This is a genomic window from Arthrobacter sp. P1_H7 (assembly GCF_056405215.1).
On the sequence record NZ_JBFUCO010000027.1, the window covers coordinates 12,882 to 29,693 of the forward strand.

Below are 16,812 nucleotides of genomic sequence, written 5' to 3' on the forward strand. Positions count from 1 at the left end.
TATGAATGGAATCGAAGCTGCGACATCCGCGGCTTGTTTACCGAGGGGGAGAGGCTTTGGCGAGTCGCTAGGTCGATCTGGACTGCACCACAACCTTGGAACTCAAGGCATGCTGCAGTTTGTCTAGAGTGTCTTCCGTGCTGATGACGAGAAGGCCGCGCCCATTGCTTCGATAATTTCCTTAAGCACCGGGGATGGCGTTGCGAAGTTTAAGCGCAGGAACCCGTTTCCGTGGGACCCGAAGTCAGTGCCTTCATTCGTAGCAACGCCGGCGCGTTGGCTCGCCTGTAGAGCTGGCCGGTCTGCCCACGATGTTTCGCGGAAGTCGAGCCATGCGAGGTATGTGGCGTCGGGTGCACGGTAACCAACACCAGGCAAATGTTCGTCGATCAGATGGGCTAGGAGCAGCCGGTTGTGGTCGAGGTATGTAAGTGTCTCTCGCAGCCACCTTTCTCCGCTCGAGTATGCGGCGGCGGTTGCCCACAGACCAGGAGTGCTGGCACTGTGGGCGAGCATTGGATGCAGACGGTTCGCGGTGGGTCGGTCGCGTTCGGATACGATCAGGTGAGCACAATTGATTCCGCCTAAGTTCCATCCTTTTGTTACGGAGACCCCCGTCAGGGCATGTCCAGCTGCCGCCGCGGAGACGGTGGCATAAGGAATGTGTGATGGAGCAGCCCTGCCGTCAACGGTTTCCGGGTAGGCCAGGGGCGCATGGATCTCGTCGCTAAACACTCTCCCGCCGTGTGCTTCCACGACCTCGGCAAGTGCACCAAGCTCTTCATGCGAGAAGACTGTCCCGGTCGGATTGTGCGGATTGCACAATATCAACAACCCAGCGCCTTCTGAGAAGGCACGATCTATATCCGCCAGGTCGAGTGACCACCTGCCGTCATGACTATGCATCGGGCTTTCCACGACATCCAGCCCTAAGGCATGCGGAACGGATAAGAATGGCGGATAGGCGGGCGTCGGTACGATCACCGGCTTCTTCGACGACATGAAGAACAGAACGGATGCCTCCAACGCTCGGAGGAGCCCCCCGACCGGCACAATGTCCGCTGACGCAAGGCGCCAAGCGTACCGGTTTCGCATCCAGCTCTTGAGAGCTCCGGACGCGGAGTCGAGTGCTTGGGGATGCTGATACCCCACATCACCGCGTCGGACCGCATCAACAAGGGCGGAGCCGATAGGTGCAGCGGGGACAAAGTCCATCTCTGCGATGGCGGCGCCGTAGCGCTCGGTCCCAAGCGCCCATTTGGCCCGTCGCATGCGGCGCAGAGTGTCGGCGTCATAGACCTCGAAGGAATCTCGAGAGTCAGCATCAAGGTCTTGGATCACTTGACGAACAGCTCGCGGGCGAATGTGGTGAGCCTTTCGACTCCGTCTTCGGTAACCGCGATTGTCTCTGAGATGTTGAGGCCGTGGGCGGAAATATATGCATGGAACGTCATGCCGGCCTCGAAGTTGAAGTCCGCATTGTGTGTGACTTCGAGCTTCTCGTATGTGTTGGGCCAGAGGATCATACCGATGCCGTAGAAGGTCTTGTTCGGGTAGCTCTCGACCCAGCCGGTGCCCAGGATGCCCTCGCGGATCATGCGGTCGGGGGTCGAGCAGTGGACGCCGGCTTTGATCGTGGCGAGGGCCTTGTCTTGGATCTCCACGAAGCGACGGTATGTGTCGACCATGCGTTGCTCGGGCGTACCGACGAAGACCGTACGCATGGAGCGGGCGTGATAATTCTTCTTGTGCGCCGTCATCTCTAGGAAGACGAGATCTCCGTCGGCAATCGTGCGGTCATCGAAGGCAGAGTGGATGTGGTAGGCCCGGTCGCCAGATGCGATGGGACCGGGCTCGGCATAGTCGCTGCCGCCGCGAACAGCGGCAGCAGAAGTCGCAATAACTATGTCACGCTCCGTCGCGCCGGGGCGGATGACATCGATGCCAGCTGCATGCATGAGACCGACGGCTTGTCCGGCGTTCCGCAGGTAATCGAGCTCCGCCGGCGACTTGATGAACCGCAGCCGCTCGAGCTCCAGACCCAAATCGAGGAGGTCGAGCGCCGACTGGGTACGCACAGATTCGATAACACTGAATGGCGCACGCCAGGAGCCTCCGTCGAAACCGACCCGACCCTTTACAGACGCCTCCCGCAGTACTCGCAGGACGACCGCGGCAGGCTCCTCGCCGTCGTACCAGAGCATACAGTTCTCCGGCCATGCGGCGGTCGTAAGGAAGTGATGCTCCTCTGCCTTGCGAAGAACAGTGAGGGGGGAGCCCGACGAGGGGATCAGTGCAAACTGAAACGAGGTGCTGTACCCCAGGGTGTAGAAGCCTGTGAGGTATGTGACCGTCTCCGGCTCGAAAACCAACAGGTAGTCCAAGTCCCGTTCTGCCATGTACTTTCGGGCCTTCTCAAGACGTGCAACGTATTCTTCAGCATCGAACCACATCAGCGTGTTTCCTTTGTACGTTTTGGATGTTTCAGGGTCACGAAAGAACTTCCGTGGCTACGTTCGATTTTTCCTATCCAGGAAGTTTTCGAACCCAAGAAACTTTTGTTTCATAGAACCTTATGCCGTCTCTGTTGTCAAGGAAATTGCCTTCTTGGTAGAAATGGGGCGGTACAAAACGTCCGGCCAGAGAAGGCGCGTCTTATGGAAGCAGGGCTCTATGGGCGGCGTCCTGGCCGAGTACATCTAGCGTCGGCCAGGGCCCCGAAGGCCGGATGAATCACGGCATGAATTAGGGTTGAAAGTTGCAGAAGGCGGAGTGACTGGGCTTGGCCCGATGGCGCAATTCCTCCTGCTGCCCGAACCATGGGACAACGTAGCAAGGCATCGGGCTTAGGGGTCCCAGGCGGCGTGGAATGAGACAGAGAGCCCCGAGCCCAAGGCTCGAACCAAGATGCTGTGGACGGCAATGACATTGGGAATCGCTGGTCGGAGGGGCCGATGCTGCCCTGCTGGCAAGGGCCCCGCGCGAGGCCAAGCTGGATATCGGCGGGTAGGTTTCCGCTGTAACCTAGCGGCCCAATGCTGGCGCAAGCACCCAGATCATCTCGGCGCTTTGGTTATCGTCAGGGTTCCGATAGGAATGCGGCTCGCGACCCGGAAAAGTGATGGCTTGGCCAGTGTTGAGAGTTACGGCCCGGTTCGAGAACAGGATCTCGATGCGACCCCGCAGGACGTAGGCGGTCTGGGTTTCGCAGAACATCGGGTAGAGCTCGTCCCCCGCGCTGGCACCCGGCTCCAGTTCAGAATGACTGACAGAAACGGTCTTCGTAGCCGTGGGCGTGAGGATATTATGCCGTATACCCTCGCCCTGTGTTGGCCCGAGCATGATCTCGCCCTTGGTGATTACTTCCACTGCCTCTTCGGCAAGGACGGTGGATGGTTCGATGTCCAGCGTCCGGCAAAGCACCATGAGTGTGGCCACGGTAGGAGAAACGCTGTCCCGTTCAAGGCGGGACAAGTATCCCTTCGTTATGGCTGCAGCATCCGCGACCTGCTGCAATGTGAGCCCCTGCCCCAGACGGGCAGCTTTCAGGCGGGGACCTATGACGAATGAGGCGCGTGTGCCCTCAACGGCAGTCGAACGCGTTGTCAAGTAACCCTCCCAGTCTCGTAAACAGCTGCAATCCCAAAAGAACAATGGAAGCCAGCACCTCCCCAGTCTAGGGTCTCAACTCCACTTCCCCCGCTGAGCGAGAGGCACGAGAGTAGAACGCCTATTTGATGGGGGTGCGCTGGACCTCCGATGCGACGTTCGGCGGTCCAGACACAGCAGTAACGGATTCGCCGGTTTCGACGCACAGAATCAGGCCGGCCCCGGGCGGGGTGACGGAGCTGACGTGGATGCCTTCGATACCGAGCAGCGCATCGGCCCGCTCGCACCAGCGGCCCCCGGAACACGACAGAGAGCTATTCATGTCCGGGTCTCTTTTGCTTTGGTTGCTTGGTCGCTCCCAATTCAAAGAAGCCCTGACCTCTCTCTTCCCGCACCACGCAGCTGCATGAGGCCACGCCCCTGCAGCGGCGTCAGACGGCCCTAACCCGGATCCTCTGCGAACGGCCCAAGGTGACCGGCTTCCCGGCGGACGCTGCCGCAGGCACCGGACTCCTCCGGCCGCCAGATGGTGTGCACGCCAATATCGAGCAACTTCCGCTCACCGACGTCCGTGATGACCCAGACGAATCCGTGTTCGGGGAACGTCATGTCAACCCACCCGCCCCACACTGCCCCGGTTTCGTGATCCCTCACAGCGATGAGGTGCCCGGGTGCCAGGGAGAGGAAGATGTCGGTTTCGCATTCTGTCAGCGACTCTTTCAACCCGTTTCTCCCCGGTGCTGCGTTGAGAGCGGCCGTGCGCAGCGAGCAGCCGGCCCGGCGGGCAGCGGGGCAGAGCAGATTAAACACGCTGGCGGGCGCATCGGAGAGATGGCTATGCCGTCCGTTCATCGCAGCCCGCTCCCCACCTTTCGAGTGTCACGCCGTGTGGAACGTCGCTGTCCAGGCGGGCTTCATAGCGGCCCGGGGCGAGCCGTGTCACCGAGATGCCGACCTGTTCAGTCATCGCCGCCGGCTTCAGGAGATCCACCGCTTCATCCAGGGAGGCGTCCAATTCGATTCGGGTTTTTACGGCTACGCCGAGACATTCGGGTCCTGCGTGCATGGTCATGAATCCTTACTCTCAGGGCGGTGATCAGTACTGTGGACAGGCCAGAGGCCCGTGGTGTGGAAGGGAGGAGCGGCAGCTGGCGGCCTGGTCAACAGGAGCCTGGATCCAGGCGAGGGCCACCAGGTCCTCGGGGCTTTGGGCCCCATCGATGACGCCTCCAGGAGCCCAGCCCGGCGGCTGATCCTGCCGGAAAGTTGGAGGATCAACGGCGGAATCACGGCCTGGGATTCGCCCCGCGACAGGTGCGCGGACGCTTCATTTCCAGCGCCACGGCGGGTGGCGGGGGGCCCCAGACGGGAGGTGTTGGTGGTCACCGGTCTGTCCTTGAGGTTGTTCAAAGTCTTGGTCTTTGGGAGTGCTCCCGTGCGCCGGAAGGGGAGTTGCGGCGTCTTGTGCCGCCTGCGCTAATTCTTTTCATGATCATTTCTCATGGATCGTCAGGGGCAGGTCCTTGGAGATCGCATGATTGCTAGGACTTTGCATTTGTGCGACGCCTTTGATAGGACTGCGTGATTGCCGAGGAAGTCGGGACTAAGCCTCGAGGTCTTTGACTATCTCTTGGAGAGCCCGGATGAAGGACGAGATATCGTCGTCAGTCATCGGCAGAGACAAGGAGAATTCACCGCGGTGGACTGGGAAGAAGCCGCGGTTAGCGAGCTCGAGGGAACAAATTTGTGTCTTCTCACCGTCTACGTTGCGCCAGTAGTCGCGATGAGTCCGAACCGACAGTTCGGGGGAGTTCATGTACGCGTAAGCCATGTGGGAAAAGCCCTTGCCATAGACCTTGAGCGGGCTGTTCCTTGCAGCACTCCACTCGTTCATCTCGGACATGATGCGCTTCGCGTGGGTGTTCAGCTTCTCGAAAGCCGACCGGTCCATCGTGCGCATACAAGCAGCACCCGCAATTAGGGAAAGCTTGTGGCCGTGGTGCGTTCCCGAGATTGTCACTTTTCCGTTCTCCAGGACGCTCATGACCTCGGACGATCCACCCAGAGCCCCTAATGGCAGACCGCCACCGATGATCTTGCCCATCACGGTCAGGTCGGGGGTGACCCCGTACACCCCCTGGAGACCGTGGTAACTTGCGCGAAGGCTGATCGTTTCATCGAAAATCAGGACGATGCCGAGTTCTTTCGTCAGGGCACGCAGCTCTTCGACGAAATCCTGATCGAGTGTAACCAGGCCTCCGGCTCCGCTCTGAAGTTCGAGGATGAGGCATGAGAGTGAGTCGGCGTTCGCTCGCAGAATTCGTTCGCAGCCCTGCCTGTCGTTCTGGGAAAGCACGATGATGTTCTCCACCTCGTCCGAGGGGATGCCGCCGCTATCCGGTACAGGTTTCGGGTCAGCTTCCGTGCCGCTGTCTTCGGGGTGGGGATGGGCTGAGATTTGGAGGATGTCGCTGAACCCGTGGTAGCCGCCTTCAAACTTGGCGATCTTGGTTTTGCCCGTGTATGCCCGTGCTACACGGATGGCGCTCATACACGATTCGGTGGCTGAGCATGAGAACTGGATCTTCTCGACTGAGGGGATGCGTTCGATGAGGATCTGGGCCAGCTCGGCTTCGGCGGTGCTGGGATTACCGAATGAAATGCCCTGAGGGATGGCTTCCAGCAGTGCAGAAGTGATTGCTGGATGATTGTGTCCCAGAACGTTGACCGTGAAGTTGTTGTTGAGGTCAAGCATTCGCTGGCCATCGACGGTCTCGAGGTAGGCGCCGTTTCCTTTGTCTACGAAGACGGCATGGGGCCCGAAGTTGAAAGAGTTCCTGCTGTATCCCCCGGGAATGAGCTCCCGTCCCTTCCGCGTCAGTTCGGCAGACTCTGCAAACTTACTGCTGAACGCCTTAACGCTCGTTTCGATACTCAACGTGCCCATTCGTACTACTCCATCTCGTTACTGCCTATGTTGTGCTCCGGGAGCACTTGGCGCTGGATATCCGGCTATCTTGTCGTTGGGTAATTTGCCGGTACTTTCATCGTGAATCTCCCGCGTGCCGGCGGCAATGGCCGATCTGCGATTACCCAATCGCCGAATGCGATGGCGAGCTCCGCACTTCGAATAGGGCCTGATGGTGGCGGCAAGCACGCCGGATGTTTGGGCGTATTCCATGGCAACAGAAAAATTTCACTCCTGTAGGTCCGGCGCTCTGATGAACCTTCTCAGGTCCGTGATGGGCCGGAAAACCGTGACGGGGAGAGTCTGGAGAAGTTTCTCCTCTCCCTCGCCTAAAGCTGCCGCCTGGGTTCGCATCCACTCAGAGGTGTGTGGTGAGTTGCGACTTAACTATCGGATTTGAGCGGCAAAGCCCAAGAATCGCCGCGTGCGGCACTAACATAACTGTCCGGCCGCACCCGGCGGTTGTTATATGTAGTGCCTTCGCCATGCTGCCTGTGCAACTGCACTGGGCAAGGGAGCACTCTTGCTTACCCTTGGAAACGGCAACGGTCAGCCGGATGTGAGGCAGGACTCCATCGGACGTCGCGGCTTCGGCCCTCCTGCCTGAGCAAAATGACGCTTCCGTGATCAGGCGCTGCCTCCATGCCGACTCTGCCTATGGTTCCGTCATAGTCGTGTGCCTCGAGGTATTGATCGGTGCAGGGACCATTGATGGTGGGCGCCGTCGGTCATCCGGTTTACTTCTCTCCCGCGATTCCGAACGGGGCTTCCGTCTCGTTGCTTCACCTAAACAGCCGCTTCCGGGTGTACGGCATGGGCTTCTCACCCAGGGCTTACGCCTACATGAATGCACCCGTCTCAAGGTCCACGACCACCGGGACTATTGGCGCAAGTGAACGGAGAGAAAACGCAGATATGCTCTCTTGAGCTGGCCAATCGCGGCTTCTTGCCTGTTCACCGTAGAGATTTTTCGCTGTCACTGCCGCGTCGCCGGGTTGCCGGGCAGGAAGAGCAGCCACAAGTGTTTTCTAGCGCAGCCGCGAGACTGATCATCTCTCGCGGCTGCTGGCAGCACGTTAGATTGGATCGTCCGGGCTGCCTCAAGCAGTACGGGGCGTCCCCGACGGCGCCTCCACCACGCGGACGGCCTCGGGTACAACCTTCAGTGAAGTGATCGCCAGTTGCTTTCCCACCTGACGAAAGGCCTCCACGTGAAGGCGCCGCTCACCAGCTCGAGTGGCTAAAGCACTGGGTGAGTAGGTTCCATCAGCAATCCTCCTGTACACCACTCCAGGCGGCCGCTGTAGGCGGGCTGCAGATCCGGGGAAGGTGTCCACCGCTCCTTGGAATGCGATTGCGTTCAGGCTTTGAGGGACGCTGTCAACTTCGGCAGCGACCCGGCCAGGTCCGCCACGCAGGTCGTCAAAGGACCAGTATCCGCGCCACAGGGGTGGAGCCATTGGCGAAGCGACCACAAAGGCCTGGTCCACCAAGTCTTCGGTGTACACCTCCGTACGGTCAGCCAATTCATGATCCTTCGCGAGCCCGACGTAGCGGGGTTCTGCAAAGAGCTCGAGGAGCTGCACACGCGAGTCCGCTATTGGGGAGCGAACGAAGGCCACGTCCACATCACCACTGGCGAGGGCCTCTACCTGATCGCTCATCGTGAGTTCACGGAATGAGAGATCGACATGGGGCATGGCCTGCCGGAAGGCGTTGATGATGAGGGGTGTTAGTTCGCCCGCGGATTCGTAGAAGAGCCCTATCTTGAGCTGATTCTGCCCTATGCTGTGGAGAATTTTGGCTTCCTGGCTTGCATCAGCCATCTGGGCGAGAATCTCCTGTGCGCGGCGGACAAAAGCTTCGCCGGCGACCGTAATGGTGACCCGATTCGCCGACCGATCGAACAACTGGGCGCCGATCTGCCGCTCAAGACGGGCGATCTGCGTGCTGAACGCTGACTGGGCTATGTGCAGCGATTCGGCAGCCCGGCCAAAATGAAGTGTCTCAGCTAGCCTGACCACGTACTGCAGCTGGCGAATGTCCACGTCTTCCTCCTTGTGAACCTCCTGATCTGCAGTGAAGATCGGGCGATCGCAGTTTGTCCATTGTTCACTGTTGTGACGGCAATCATGCTTGTTTTATCCCACTCCTAAGGATAAGCGCTAGCGGAAAGGCGCGTACATACGATGATGACTATCCAGTCCCACAAGGCCACGTATTCAGGTCTTCCTGCTGCATGCGATGTCGGGCTGAAGAGACAGGACTTCACCGCGGCTGAAGATCTCCTGCAGGCAGCCCGGACAGGAGAGTGCCCCTACAACTTGATTCCCCCATTTTGTCGCTGGGCGTTGTAGGCCAGGCAGGTCATGCTGGCACGGGGCTGGCGCTGGGCAGGCTGCAGAATAGGAATCGCGCGAGCCCAACGCCGCAGTCACACCGCTCCGTCACTGACATCCATCTTGACTGAAGCGGCCTGATGGTCCAGCCCAATCAACCAGGTGCTTTTGTCCCAGCGCGTCAGGACTGAGGACAAAGCAGTCACCCATCGTTCCAGTTGTCACCAGTAGCTTTCGCAGCGTCCGCCCTGACAGGACCGTCGCCTTATCCTTGCTTTGAAAGGTCAACTTCATGTCCAACTCCTCCCCGGCAACGGTCGAGACAGTGGGTGCGCTGAAGCGCAACGCTGTTGGAGTGCCCGGTATCGTTTTCTTCGTTGTTTCAGCCGCAGCTCCGCTGGCCGCGACCCTTGGCGCCTCTCCTGTTGCGTTTGCGTCTCTAGGAGTCGGCGCGCCTGGTGCCTACCTCATCGCGGGCTTGGTGCTGATCCTCTTCGCCGTCGGTTACGCGGCCATGAGCCGATTTGTCACGAGCACTGCGGGATTTGCCGCCTACCTTGAGTCGGGCTTCGGCCGCACCGCGGGGTTTGTTGGTGCTGCACTCGCCCTTTTGTCCTATACCTGTATGCTTATTGCCCTTTACGGAATCCTTGGTTTCTTTACTAGCGCCATTGTTGCTGATTTGACGGGACTACAGCTGGATTGGAAAGTCTGGTCGCTGATCGCCTGGGCGGGGGTGGCCATCCTGGGCTACATGGAAATCAACCTCAGCGCAAGAGTTCTCGGAGTCCTCATGATCGGCGAGGTCCTCATCCTCGGAGTTTTCGACGTCGGAGTTCTCGCCCAAGGAGGAGCCTCCGGTATCAACTTTGACGCCTTCCAGCCCAGCAATGTCTTCTCTGACGGTCTCGGCGTTGCCTTGCTCTTTGCGGCGAGCTGTTTCGTTGGATTCGAGGCAACTGCCATCTATGGCGAGGAAGCGAAGGACCCCCAGCGAACCGTTCCCCGCGCCACCTATGCAGCCGTAACCCTGATCGCCGTCTTCTACGCGATCTCAACATGGGCCATCGGTCTCGCACACGGCACCGAGGCAGTACAGACGGCAGCCGCTGAAGATCCGGCCAACTTTGTCTTCGCAGTAAACACGCAATACGTGGGTCATTGGGCCACTGTATTGATGAACGTACTCCTGGTCACCAGCTCTTTCGCCGTGCTGGTTGCATTCCACAACACCCTCTCGCGGTATAACTTTGCCTTGGGCCGGGCCGGTGCCCTGCCCCGGTCCCTGGGCAGGTCCCACCCCCGTTGGCAGTCGCCTCACCGGGCGAGCCTTGCGGTCACGGCCGTATCAATCGTCATTCTTGGCTTGTTCATGCTCGCCGGCGCGGATCCATTCGCTGAGCTGTATGCCTGGCTTATTGGGGTCGGCACGCTTGGCGTACTCGTCATGCAGGCAGCAACCTCGTTCGCAGTGCTCGTCTTCTTCCTGCGCAGGAACCGGACCGAGCTCCGGCTCTGGAGTGGAGTTATCGCTCCTGTGCTGGGCGGCATTGGACTTGCGGGCGCTGCATTTCTTGCCGTCACGAATTGGGACCTCCTGACCGGAGCAAAGGAAGGGGTGCCCACGCTCCTTCCGTGGCTGGTGGTCCTTGCCGGCCTGGCAGGCGTGGTCTGGGCCACCTTCTCCAAGGTTGGATCGGTGGCAAATGCCCGTCCCGCCTCTCCGGTTGCCGAACAGGATGCATCAGACATCCCCGAGGTCAGAAGCTAGGACGCCACTCTCCTGGGGCGCGAAGACGTCCGCTAGCGACAGGGACGGACCTGGCGGACGCACTACCCTGACCTGCAACTCATCAATTTGCCGAACTGAAAGCGCAATTATGTCTCTTAAGATAACTCTCGTTGGCGGTCCAACCGCCGTCTTGGACATCGACGGGTTTCGTATCGTCATTGACCCCACGTTTGATCCCCCGCAGTCGTATTCCCGCGAGGATGTCCCCATCACTCTGGTCAAGACGGCGGGTCCGGCCTTCACTCCGGAAGAGCTGCAACCGGTTCATCTTGTGCTCGCGTCGCATGAGCATGAAGACAACCTCGACCATTCGGGACGGAGGTTCCTCGCGAACTCGAGCCAGGGTTTGACGACGGTGGAAGCCGCCGCAAAGTTTGGTGAAAACGTGTCCGGCTTGGACCCTTACGCATCGGTTGTCGTACAGATGCCCGACGGCCGGGAACTGACGGTCACCGCCGTTCCCGCGCTTCACGGCCCGGACGGGGTCTGGCAGGTTTCGGGGCCAGTTATTGGATTCGTTTTGACAGGCAACGGCATTCCGACCACTTACATAAGCGGTGATAACTCCTGGCTTGATGTCGTCGAAGAAGTTCAACAAAAGTGCGGCCCGATTCAGGTTGCGGTTCTCTTTGTTGGCGGCGCCCGCTTCGAGGCATTGGGCGGGGACTACTTGACGCTCAGCAATGAAGATGCCGTCAAAGCCGCCGCTGTTCTTGAAGGGGCGACCATCGTCCCCGTGCATGCGGACTCGTGGGATCATTTCTCGCAAACCTCATCTCAACTGGCGGATCTCTTTGAGCGAGAGGGCCTCGGCGACAGGATCAGGGCTCTGGAGCCCGGGCAGTCGACCGTCCTGGGTTAGAAGTGACGTTTTCGGGCTTACGAGCCCTACCAGGCCCCTCGTCGAAATAATCAGCAGCAAGCATATGCGCGAATAGGAAATCTCATGAGCTTGAAAGAGAACAAGAACCTCGTCCTAGATTTCTATGATGCACTCAGACGCCAGGACTTAGATGCTGCGGCAGCGATGTGTCATGAAGACTTTGTGTTCTACAACCAGGTCGACACGCCGCGCCGCGGAATTTCAGGGTTTCTGGCTTCCGAAAAGAAGAATCTGGATGCTTTTGATGGCTACAGCATGGACATTGAAACCATCGCTGAAGGCAACAACGTCGTTGCATACATCCTTTTTGAGGGAGATCAGAGCGGGGAAATCTTTGGTATTCCGCCCAAGGGGGCACACCTGCGTATGTCCATGTGCAACCTCTTCAGGATAAAAGACGGCAAGTTCGTTGAAAAGCGGGCACATTTTGATCGTTTGGACCACATCGAACAACTCAATAGGGGCAATTAGGGTGTGAAGTCTGCTCGGCCCCTACACGGCATTGACAGCATGTCCTACAGCCACCGCCACCCATTTTGCCGGGTCCGGCCACATCTCTAGGCCAGGCAATGTAACTGGGGCGGCACGTGCGTTACCAAGAGACTTTTTAGAATTTACATCAATTAGGAGAGTATTGTGAGCCTGCTGGAAACATCCCTGTGGGATGGAAAGATCTTCGTTAACCGGTGGATTACCGGCGGTGGCGGAGTTCAGGACGTAGTGGAGCCCGCGACAGGCAAGGTTCTTGGACGGGTCGGTGTTGCTTCGGTTGAGGATGTCGCGGAGGCATCCAAGGCTGCAGCGGCAGCCCAGGCTGATTGGGCGAATACCAAACCGGAAAAACGGGCTGCTGTTTTGCGCCGGGCAGGAGATCTCTGGGAGCTACATGCAGCCGAGGTTCATGAGTGGATTGTGCGGGAAGGAGGCGGGATTCCAGCCAAGGCCGCCCTGGAAACCCACATCGCCGCTAACGAATGCTGGGAAGCAGCCGCGCTGCCGTCCCATCCTCATGGTGAGGTATTGACCTCTAACGAGGACCGTTGGTCTTTTGCGCGGCGCAGGCCTGCGGGCGTCGTTAGCGTGATTGCGCCCTATAACTTTCCCTTGATTCTGTCGATCCGATCCGTAGCGCCGGCCTTGGCACTGGGTAACGCCGTACTGCTCAAGCCGGATCCGCGCACCGCCGTCAGCGGCGGTGTTGCCCTGATGCGCATCTTCGAAGAAGCGGGACTTCCGGCCGGCCTGCTACAGCTGCTGCCAGGCGGTGGAGACATCGGCGCGGCGGTTGTAGAAGCACCTGAAGTACGGATCGTATCGTTCACCGGGTCAACCGCCGCGGGACGCAAGGTGGGCGAAGCCGCAGCCAGGCACCTGAAGCGGGCGCATCTGGAACTCGGCGGAAACAACGCACTCGTCGTGCTCCCCGGAGCAGACCTCGACCAGGCAGCCTCGGCCGGAGCCTTTGGCTCCTTCATGCATCAAGGTCAGATCTGCATGGCAACGGGACGCCACTTTGTCCATGAATCACTGTACGAGGCGTATGTAGAACGGCTCGCTGCCAAAGCGCAGGGCATTCCCGTAGGCGACCCGACATCCGGCACCGTCGCCCTTGGACCGATTATCGACGAACGCCAGCTTGCCAGCATTCATAGCATCGTTGAAGAGTCGGTTACAGAAGGTGCGAGGGTCGCAGCTGGCGGCACTTATGACGGCCTCTTCTACCGCCCCACCGTTCTGGTCGACCTGGAACTGACGAATCCTGCCTTCGCAAAAGAAATCTTCGGGCCAGTAGCCCCGGTCATGTCCTACTCGACCGAAGACGAGGTGGTGGAACTGGTAAACGCGAACGACTACGGGCTTTCTGTAGGCATTCTCGGCGAAGTCGGCCAGGCAATGAAGATCGCCGATCGCATCAATTCCGGCAAAATTCACATCAACGAACAAACCGTATCCGACGAGGCAAACGCGCCTTTCGGGGGCGTCGGCTCGTCCGGAACAGGGTCGCGCTTCGGCGGGGCTGCGGCAAACATCGAAGCATTCACCGAAGTCCAGTGGCTAACCCTGCGTCCGGAAATCGCGCCCTACCCGTTCTAATAGCCGCCGCGGGATTGAAGTGCCTGGCAGTGATGCACTGCCAGGCACACCTCATCGTCAGGTACGCGCTGCCGCCGCACGATCCTAGAGTTGAGGTCATGCGGTGGCAGTGTGATGTCGCCCGTAAAGCACCTGGTTCCGGCTATATCGTCCGACCTGACTTGGCCTATTTGCATAGTGCGTGACTCTTGGGCTTGAAGTGCGTCGGAGAATGGCCTGCTGCTCGGTCGTGACGTAGCCTTTCAGCCCCGCCAGTTGCCGTGCCCGTGTCAGGGAGGGTTCGTCCAGGCTTCGTTTGCCGCCCGTGGTCTTGATGAAGCGTGGAGTTCGGGCTGATTTCTGGCCCTCGATGACCTCCCGGATTCGGTTCTATTGCGCCGTGAGCATGGTGTTGTCATGCACGGCTCGCTTGCGGGAGTGGGCCCATACCGCCCGGCAGGATCCCGGGTGCGCGGCGGGGTCCCAGACAGACTCGGCGCGCAGGTCGGGGTCGTTCTCCGGCTTGTGTTCAGTTCTCGGTGTAATGGGATCGATCAGCTGCCCATGGTGAATGCGTCGCCGCGGCAGCGGAAGCGCGAGGCCAGATCGTTTGGAACCTTCGTCATCCGGGAACCGACCATGAACCGCAGGTTCGCCTCGTCCAGCTCGCGCAGATTGCCCGCCGGGAGCATCCCCGCGTCGGAGACCACGACCATATCAGTCAGCCCGGGAGCCCGCCCCGGTCCACCAGCAGCCCGACAACGATCCGCGGGTCGACGCGGCGTTCCTTGGAGTACCTGACCTTGGGCGGCTCGTCTTCGTTCTCCGCCTCGAAATACAGCGTGGTGACGTTGTAGAGCCCAAGGAAACGTCCCCGTCGGTGCTGGAAACACCAGGTCGCGACCTGGCCGCGGTGCTTGTACGCGGCAGCCCGGCCGAGCGTCCGCTTCATCGTTGCACAGCTGGCAGGAGCCTGGCCGAGGTCCCGCAGAACCCTGCCGGCATCGAGCAGCGAGGTGGGTTCTACCACCCGGGCGACCACCAGGTCCGGAACCGGATCCGTGAGTCCGTGCCCACTGCACACCGAGTTCAGCCTCGGTGCCGCTTAACCAACGTGCGCCATGATCCGCTGACGGCCGTGCACATACTCTGCGAGCTGCACTGCCGTCGCCCCAGAAGCCGTCCGCACCCGCCTGATAAACACCACATCGGCGACCTTAGGCCAAACCCTTCTGGTAAAAGCATCCATTCAGAGCACCACACCGCGGGTCGCCGCGACGCATAAGGAGGTCAGGAGACGTGAGCCAAGTCAAGTGATGTCACCTATAAAGCATCTGTTTCGGCTGTATCGTCCGATAAAGCTTCGTCCGAGGTGCTGCAAGTCCCGTGTGGATTGCAGCCCCAAGTCCACGCCGGAAAAGGTAGTGGGTTTCCTGGCGAATCAGTCCTTTCGGCCCGACGAACGCACGTGGATGGTGGCTAGGTTTTTCTTGCCCCTGCGGAGGAGCAGGTATTGCCCATGCAGGAGTTCGGACTCGGAGATCACGGCTTCAGGGTCCAGCACCTTTTCGTTGTTCACGTAGGCCCCGCCCTCGCCGACGATGCGGCGGGCAGCAGATTTGCTGTCGGAGAGCCCGGAGGCAACCAGCAGGTCGATGATTCCCATTGCGTCCACCTGGACAGTGGTGGAAGGGAGTTCGGACGTGGCCGCCCGGAGCGTCTGTTTGTCCAGTGCGGACAGGTCACCGTTGCCAAACAGTGCAGCCGAGGCGGCGATGACCTTTTCGGTGGCCTCGACGCCATGGACCAGGGCAGTGACTTCGAAGGCGAGTTTCCGCTGGCCTTCACGGGCGAAGGGCCGTTCGGCCACAGCGGCTGCAATGTCTTCGATCTCGGCGCGGGTCAGGAAGGTGAACACCTTGAGCCGGTCCACAACGTCAGCATCTGCGGTGTTGAGCCAGAACTGGCAGAAGGCGTACGGACTGCACATGCCGGCGTCGAGCCAGATGGCGTTACCCTCACTCTTGCCGAACTTTGTGCCGTCCGAGTTGGTGATTAAAGGTGTCCCCAGGGCGTGGACGCTCTTGCCCTCCACCTTGCGGATCAGCTCGGTGCCGCTGGTGAGGTTGCCCCACTGATCCGAACCGCCGGTCTGCAGCATGCAGCCGTGGTCGCGGAACAACTGCAGGTAGTCCATGCCCTGCAGGATCTGGTAGCTGAACTCCGTGTAGCTGATGCCTTCATCAGAGTTCAGCCGCGAGGCCACGGCGTCCTTGCGCAGCATGGTGCCCACCCGGAAGTGCTTGCCCGCCTCACGCAGGAAGTCGATGGCGCTCAGCGGCGCGGTCCAGTCCAGGTTATTGACCATGCGGGCTGCGTTGGCGCCCTCAAAGCTGAGGAACCGGCTCACCTGCGCCTGAAGGTAGCCCACCCATTCGGCCACGGTGTCCTTGGTGTTCAGCGTGCGCTCGGCTGTGGGGCGGGGGTCGCCGATGAGGCCGGTGGAACCGCCCACAAGCCCGAGGGGCTTATGTCCGGCCAGCTGCAGCCGTCGCATCACGAGCATCTGGACCAGGTTACCCAGGTGGAGGCTCGGCGCGGTGGGATCGAAGCCGCAATAGTACGTCACTGGTGCACCGGCGAGGAGCTTTTCCAGCTCCGCTTCGTCAGTGGAGACGTGGACCAGGCCACGCCACTTCAACTCCTGCCAGATATTGGCAAAAGTCGAGTCGTTGTTCTGAGACTCGAGGCTGATGATAGCCGGCACGAAGTCACTTCCTAAGGTCAAGGCGAGTTTCGGGGTTAGGGACAAGCGAGCCCAGGGCTGCCAGCAAAGCAGGGGCACCTGCACTTAGAGTCGCTATGCGTAGGACATGCAGCTCAGTTTCGCGAAGGCGCATTTAGGCCAGATTGCGGCAGCTATCTGCTGCGGGACTAGACCAACCACGACGGACTTGCCCTGGGGTTCCGTGGGCAGGACAGCGAACATTCACTATGCTGGCCAGCCGGTGTAGGCCTCGGCGAGGTAGGCCATGCCGTGGGTGGAGGAGACCACAGAGTTGAGCTCGCCGAGCTGGCGGGCGCGGGAGAAGTCGTCCGCGCCGGCGGGGGTGTGGAGCATGGTGGTCATCCAGTAGGAGAACTGCTG

13 protein-coding genes and 2 pseudogenes are annotated in these 16,812 nt (G+C 60.0%); 4 read left to right on the forward strand and 11 right to left on the reverse strand.

The genetic code is table 11. The features are described from left to right. Positions 1-123: 123 nt before the first annotated feature. The 8 genes from AC1DXI_RS19810 to AC1DXI_RS19845 all read right to left on the reverse strand — a co-directional run bounded on the left by AC1DXI_RS19810 (position 124) and on the right by AC1DXI_RS19845 (position 8,625). Positions 124-1,341, reverse strand: coding sequence for a MalY/PatB family protein (locus AC1DXI_RS19810; RefSeq protein ID WP_230118822.1), 1,218 nt, complete (start codon positions 1,339-1,341; stop codon positions 124-126). Then, positions 1,338-2,453, reverse strand: coding sequence for a M24 family metallopeptidase (locus AC1DXI_RS19815; protein ID WP_476940011.1), 1,116 nt, complete (start codon positions 2,451-2,453; stop codon positions 1,338-1,340). Before AC1DXI_RS19815 ends, AC1DXI_RS19810 begins: the two co-directional genes overlap by 4 nt. Before the next feature lie 571 nt (positions 2,454-3,024). Then, positions 3,025-3,654 carry a helix-turn-helix domain-containing protein gene (locus tag AC1DXI_RS19820; RefSeq protein ID WP_354962140.1) on the reverse strand — a complete coding sequence of 210 codons (630 nt, stop codon included), beginning with the start codon at positions 3,652-3,654 and terminating at the stop codon, positions 3,025-3,027. Between the two features lie 76 nt (positions 3,655-3,730). Then, entirely contained in the window at positions 3,731-3,931 is a 201-nt protein-coding gene (locus AC1DXI_RS19825) for a hypothetical protein (RefSeq protein WP_230118825.1), read from the reverse strand. A 119-nt stretch (positions 3,932-4,050) separates the two neighbouring features. After that, positions 4,051-4,218: a hypothetical protein gene (locus AC1DXI_RS19830; protein ID WP_476940012.1), complete on the reverse strand. Its 168-nt coding sequence runs from the start codon at positions 4,216-4,218 to the stop codon at positions 4,051-4,053. Between the two features lie 226 nt (positions 4,219-4,444). After that, the gene (locus tag AC1DXI_RS19835) at positions 4,445-4,681 is read right to left on the reverse strand and encodes a hypothetical protein (RefSeq protein WP_230118827.1); all 237 of its coding nucleotides are present in this window, start codon (positions 4,679-4,681) and stop codon (positions 4,445-4,447) included. A gap of 531 nt (positions 4,682-5,212) precedes the next feature. Then, positions 5,213-6,556, reverse strand: a complete 1,344-nt coding sequence (locus AC1DXI_RS19840) for an aspartate aminotransferase family protein (RefSeq protein ID WP_230118828.1) — start codon at positions 6,554-6,556, stop codon at positions 5,213-5,215. A 1,121-nt stretch (positions 6,557-7,677) separates the two neighbouring features. Then, positions 7,678-8,625 (reverse strand): LysR family transcriptional regulator, encoded by a 948-nt coding sequence (locus AC1DXI_RS19845; RefSeq protein ID WP_230121413.1) that lies wholly within the window; start codon positions 8,623-8,625, stop codon positions 7,678-7,680. Between the two features lie 583 nt (positions 8,626-9,208). On the opposite strand from AC1DXI_RS19845, the gene AC1DXI_RS19850 reads away from it, so the two are divergent. From AC1DXI_RS19850 to AC1DXI_RS19865, 4 genes are all read left to right on the forward strand, one after another. Further along, entirely contained in the window at positions 9,209-10,687 is a 1,479-nt protein-coding gene (locus AC1DXI_RS19850; protein WP_230121414.1) for an APC family permease, read from the forward strand. Between the two features lie 109 nt (positions 10,688-10,796). Next, positions 10,797-11,570: an MBL fold metallo-hydrolase gene (locus AC1DXI_RS19855; protein WP_290369803.1), complete on the forward strand. Its 774-nt coding sequence runs from the start codon at positions 10,797-10,799 to the stop codon at positions 11,568-11,570. Between the two features lie 84 nt (positions 11,571-11,654). Continuing rightward, positions 11,655-12,062, forward strand: coding sequence for an ester cyclase (locus AC1DXI_RS19860; protein ID WP_230121416.1), 408 nt, complete (start codon positions 11,655-11,657; stop codon positions 12,060-12,062). 165 nt (positions 12,063-12,227) lie between these two features. After that, positions 12,228-13,685 (forward strand): aldehyde dehydrogenase family protein, encoded by a 1,458-nt coding sequence (locus AC1DXI_RS19865; RefSeq protein WP_230121417.1) that lies wholly within the window; start codon positions 12,228-12,230, stop codon positions 13,683-13,685. A 228-nt stretch (positions 13,686-13,913) separates the two neighbouring features. Here AC1DXI_RS19865 and AC1DXI_RS19870 read toward each other — a convergent pair. The 3 genes and pseudogenes from AC1DXI_RS19870 to AC1DXI_RS19880 all read right to left on the reverse strand — a co-directional run. After that, positions 13,914-14,871 (reverse strand): annotated as a pseudogene (locus AC1DXI_RS19870) (transposase); the annotation flags it as partial. Positions 14,872-15,105: 234 nt separating this feature from the next. Next, the gene (tyrS, locus tag AC1DXI_RS19875) at positions 15,106-16,431 is read right to left on the reverse strand and encodes a tyrosine--tRNA ligase (protein WP_230121420.1); all 1,326 of its coding nucleotides are present in this window, start codon (positions 16,429-16,431) and stop codon (positions 15,106-15,108) included. Positions 16,432-16,656: 225 nt separating this feature from the next. After that, positions 16,657-16,812: pseudogene (locus tag AC1DXI_RS19880) on the reverse strand (4-hydroxybenzoate 3-monooxygenase); the annotation flags it as partial.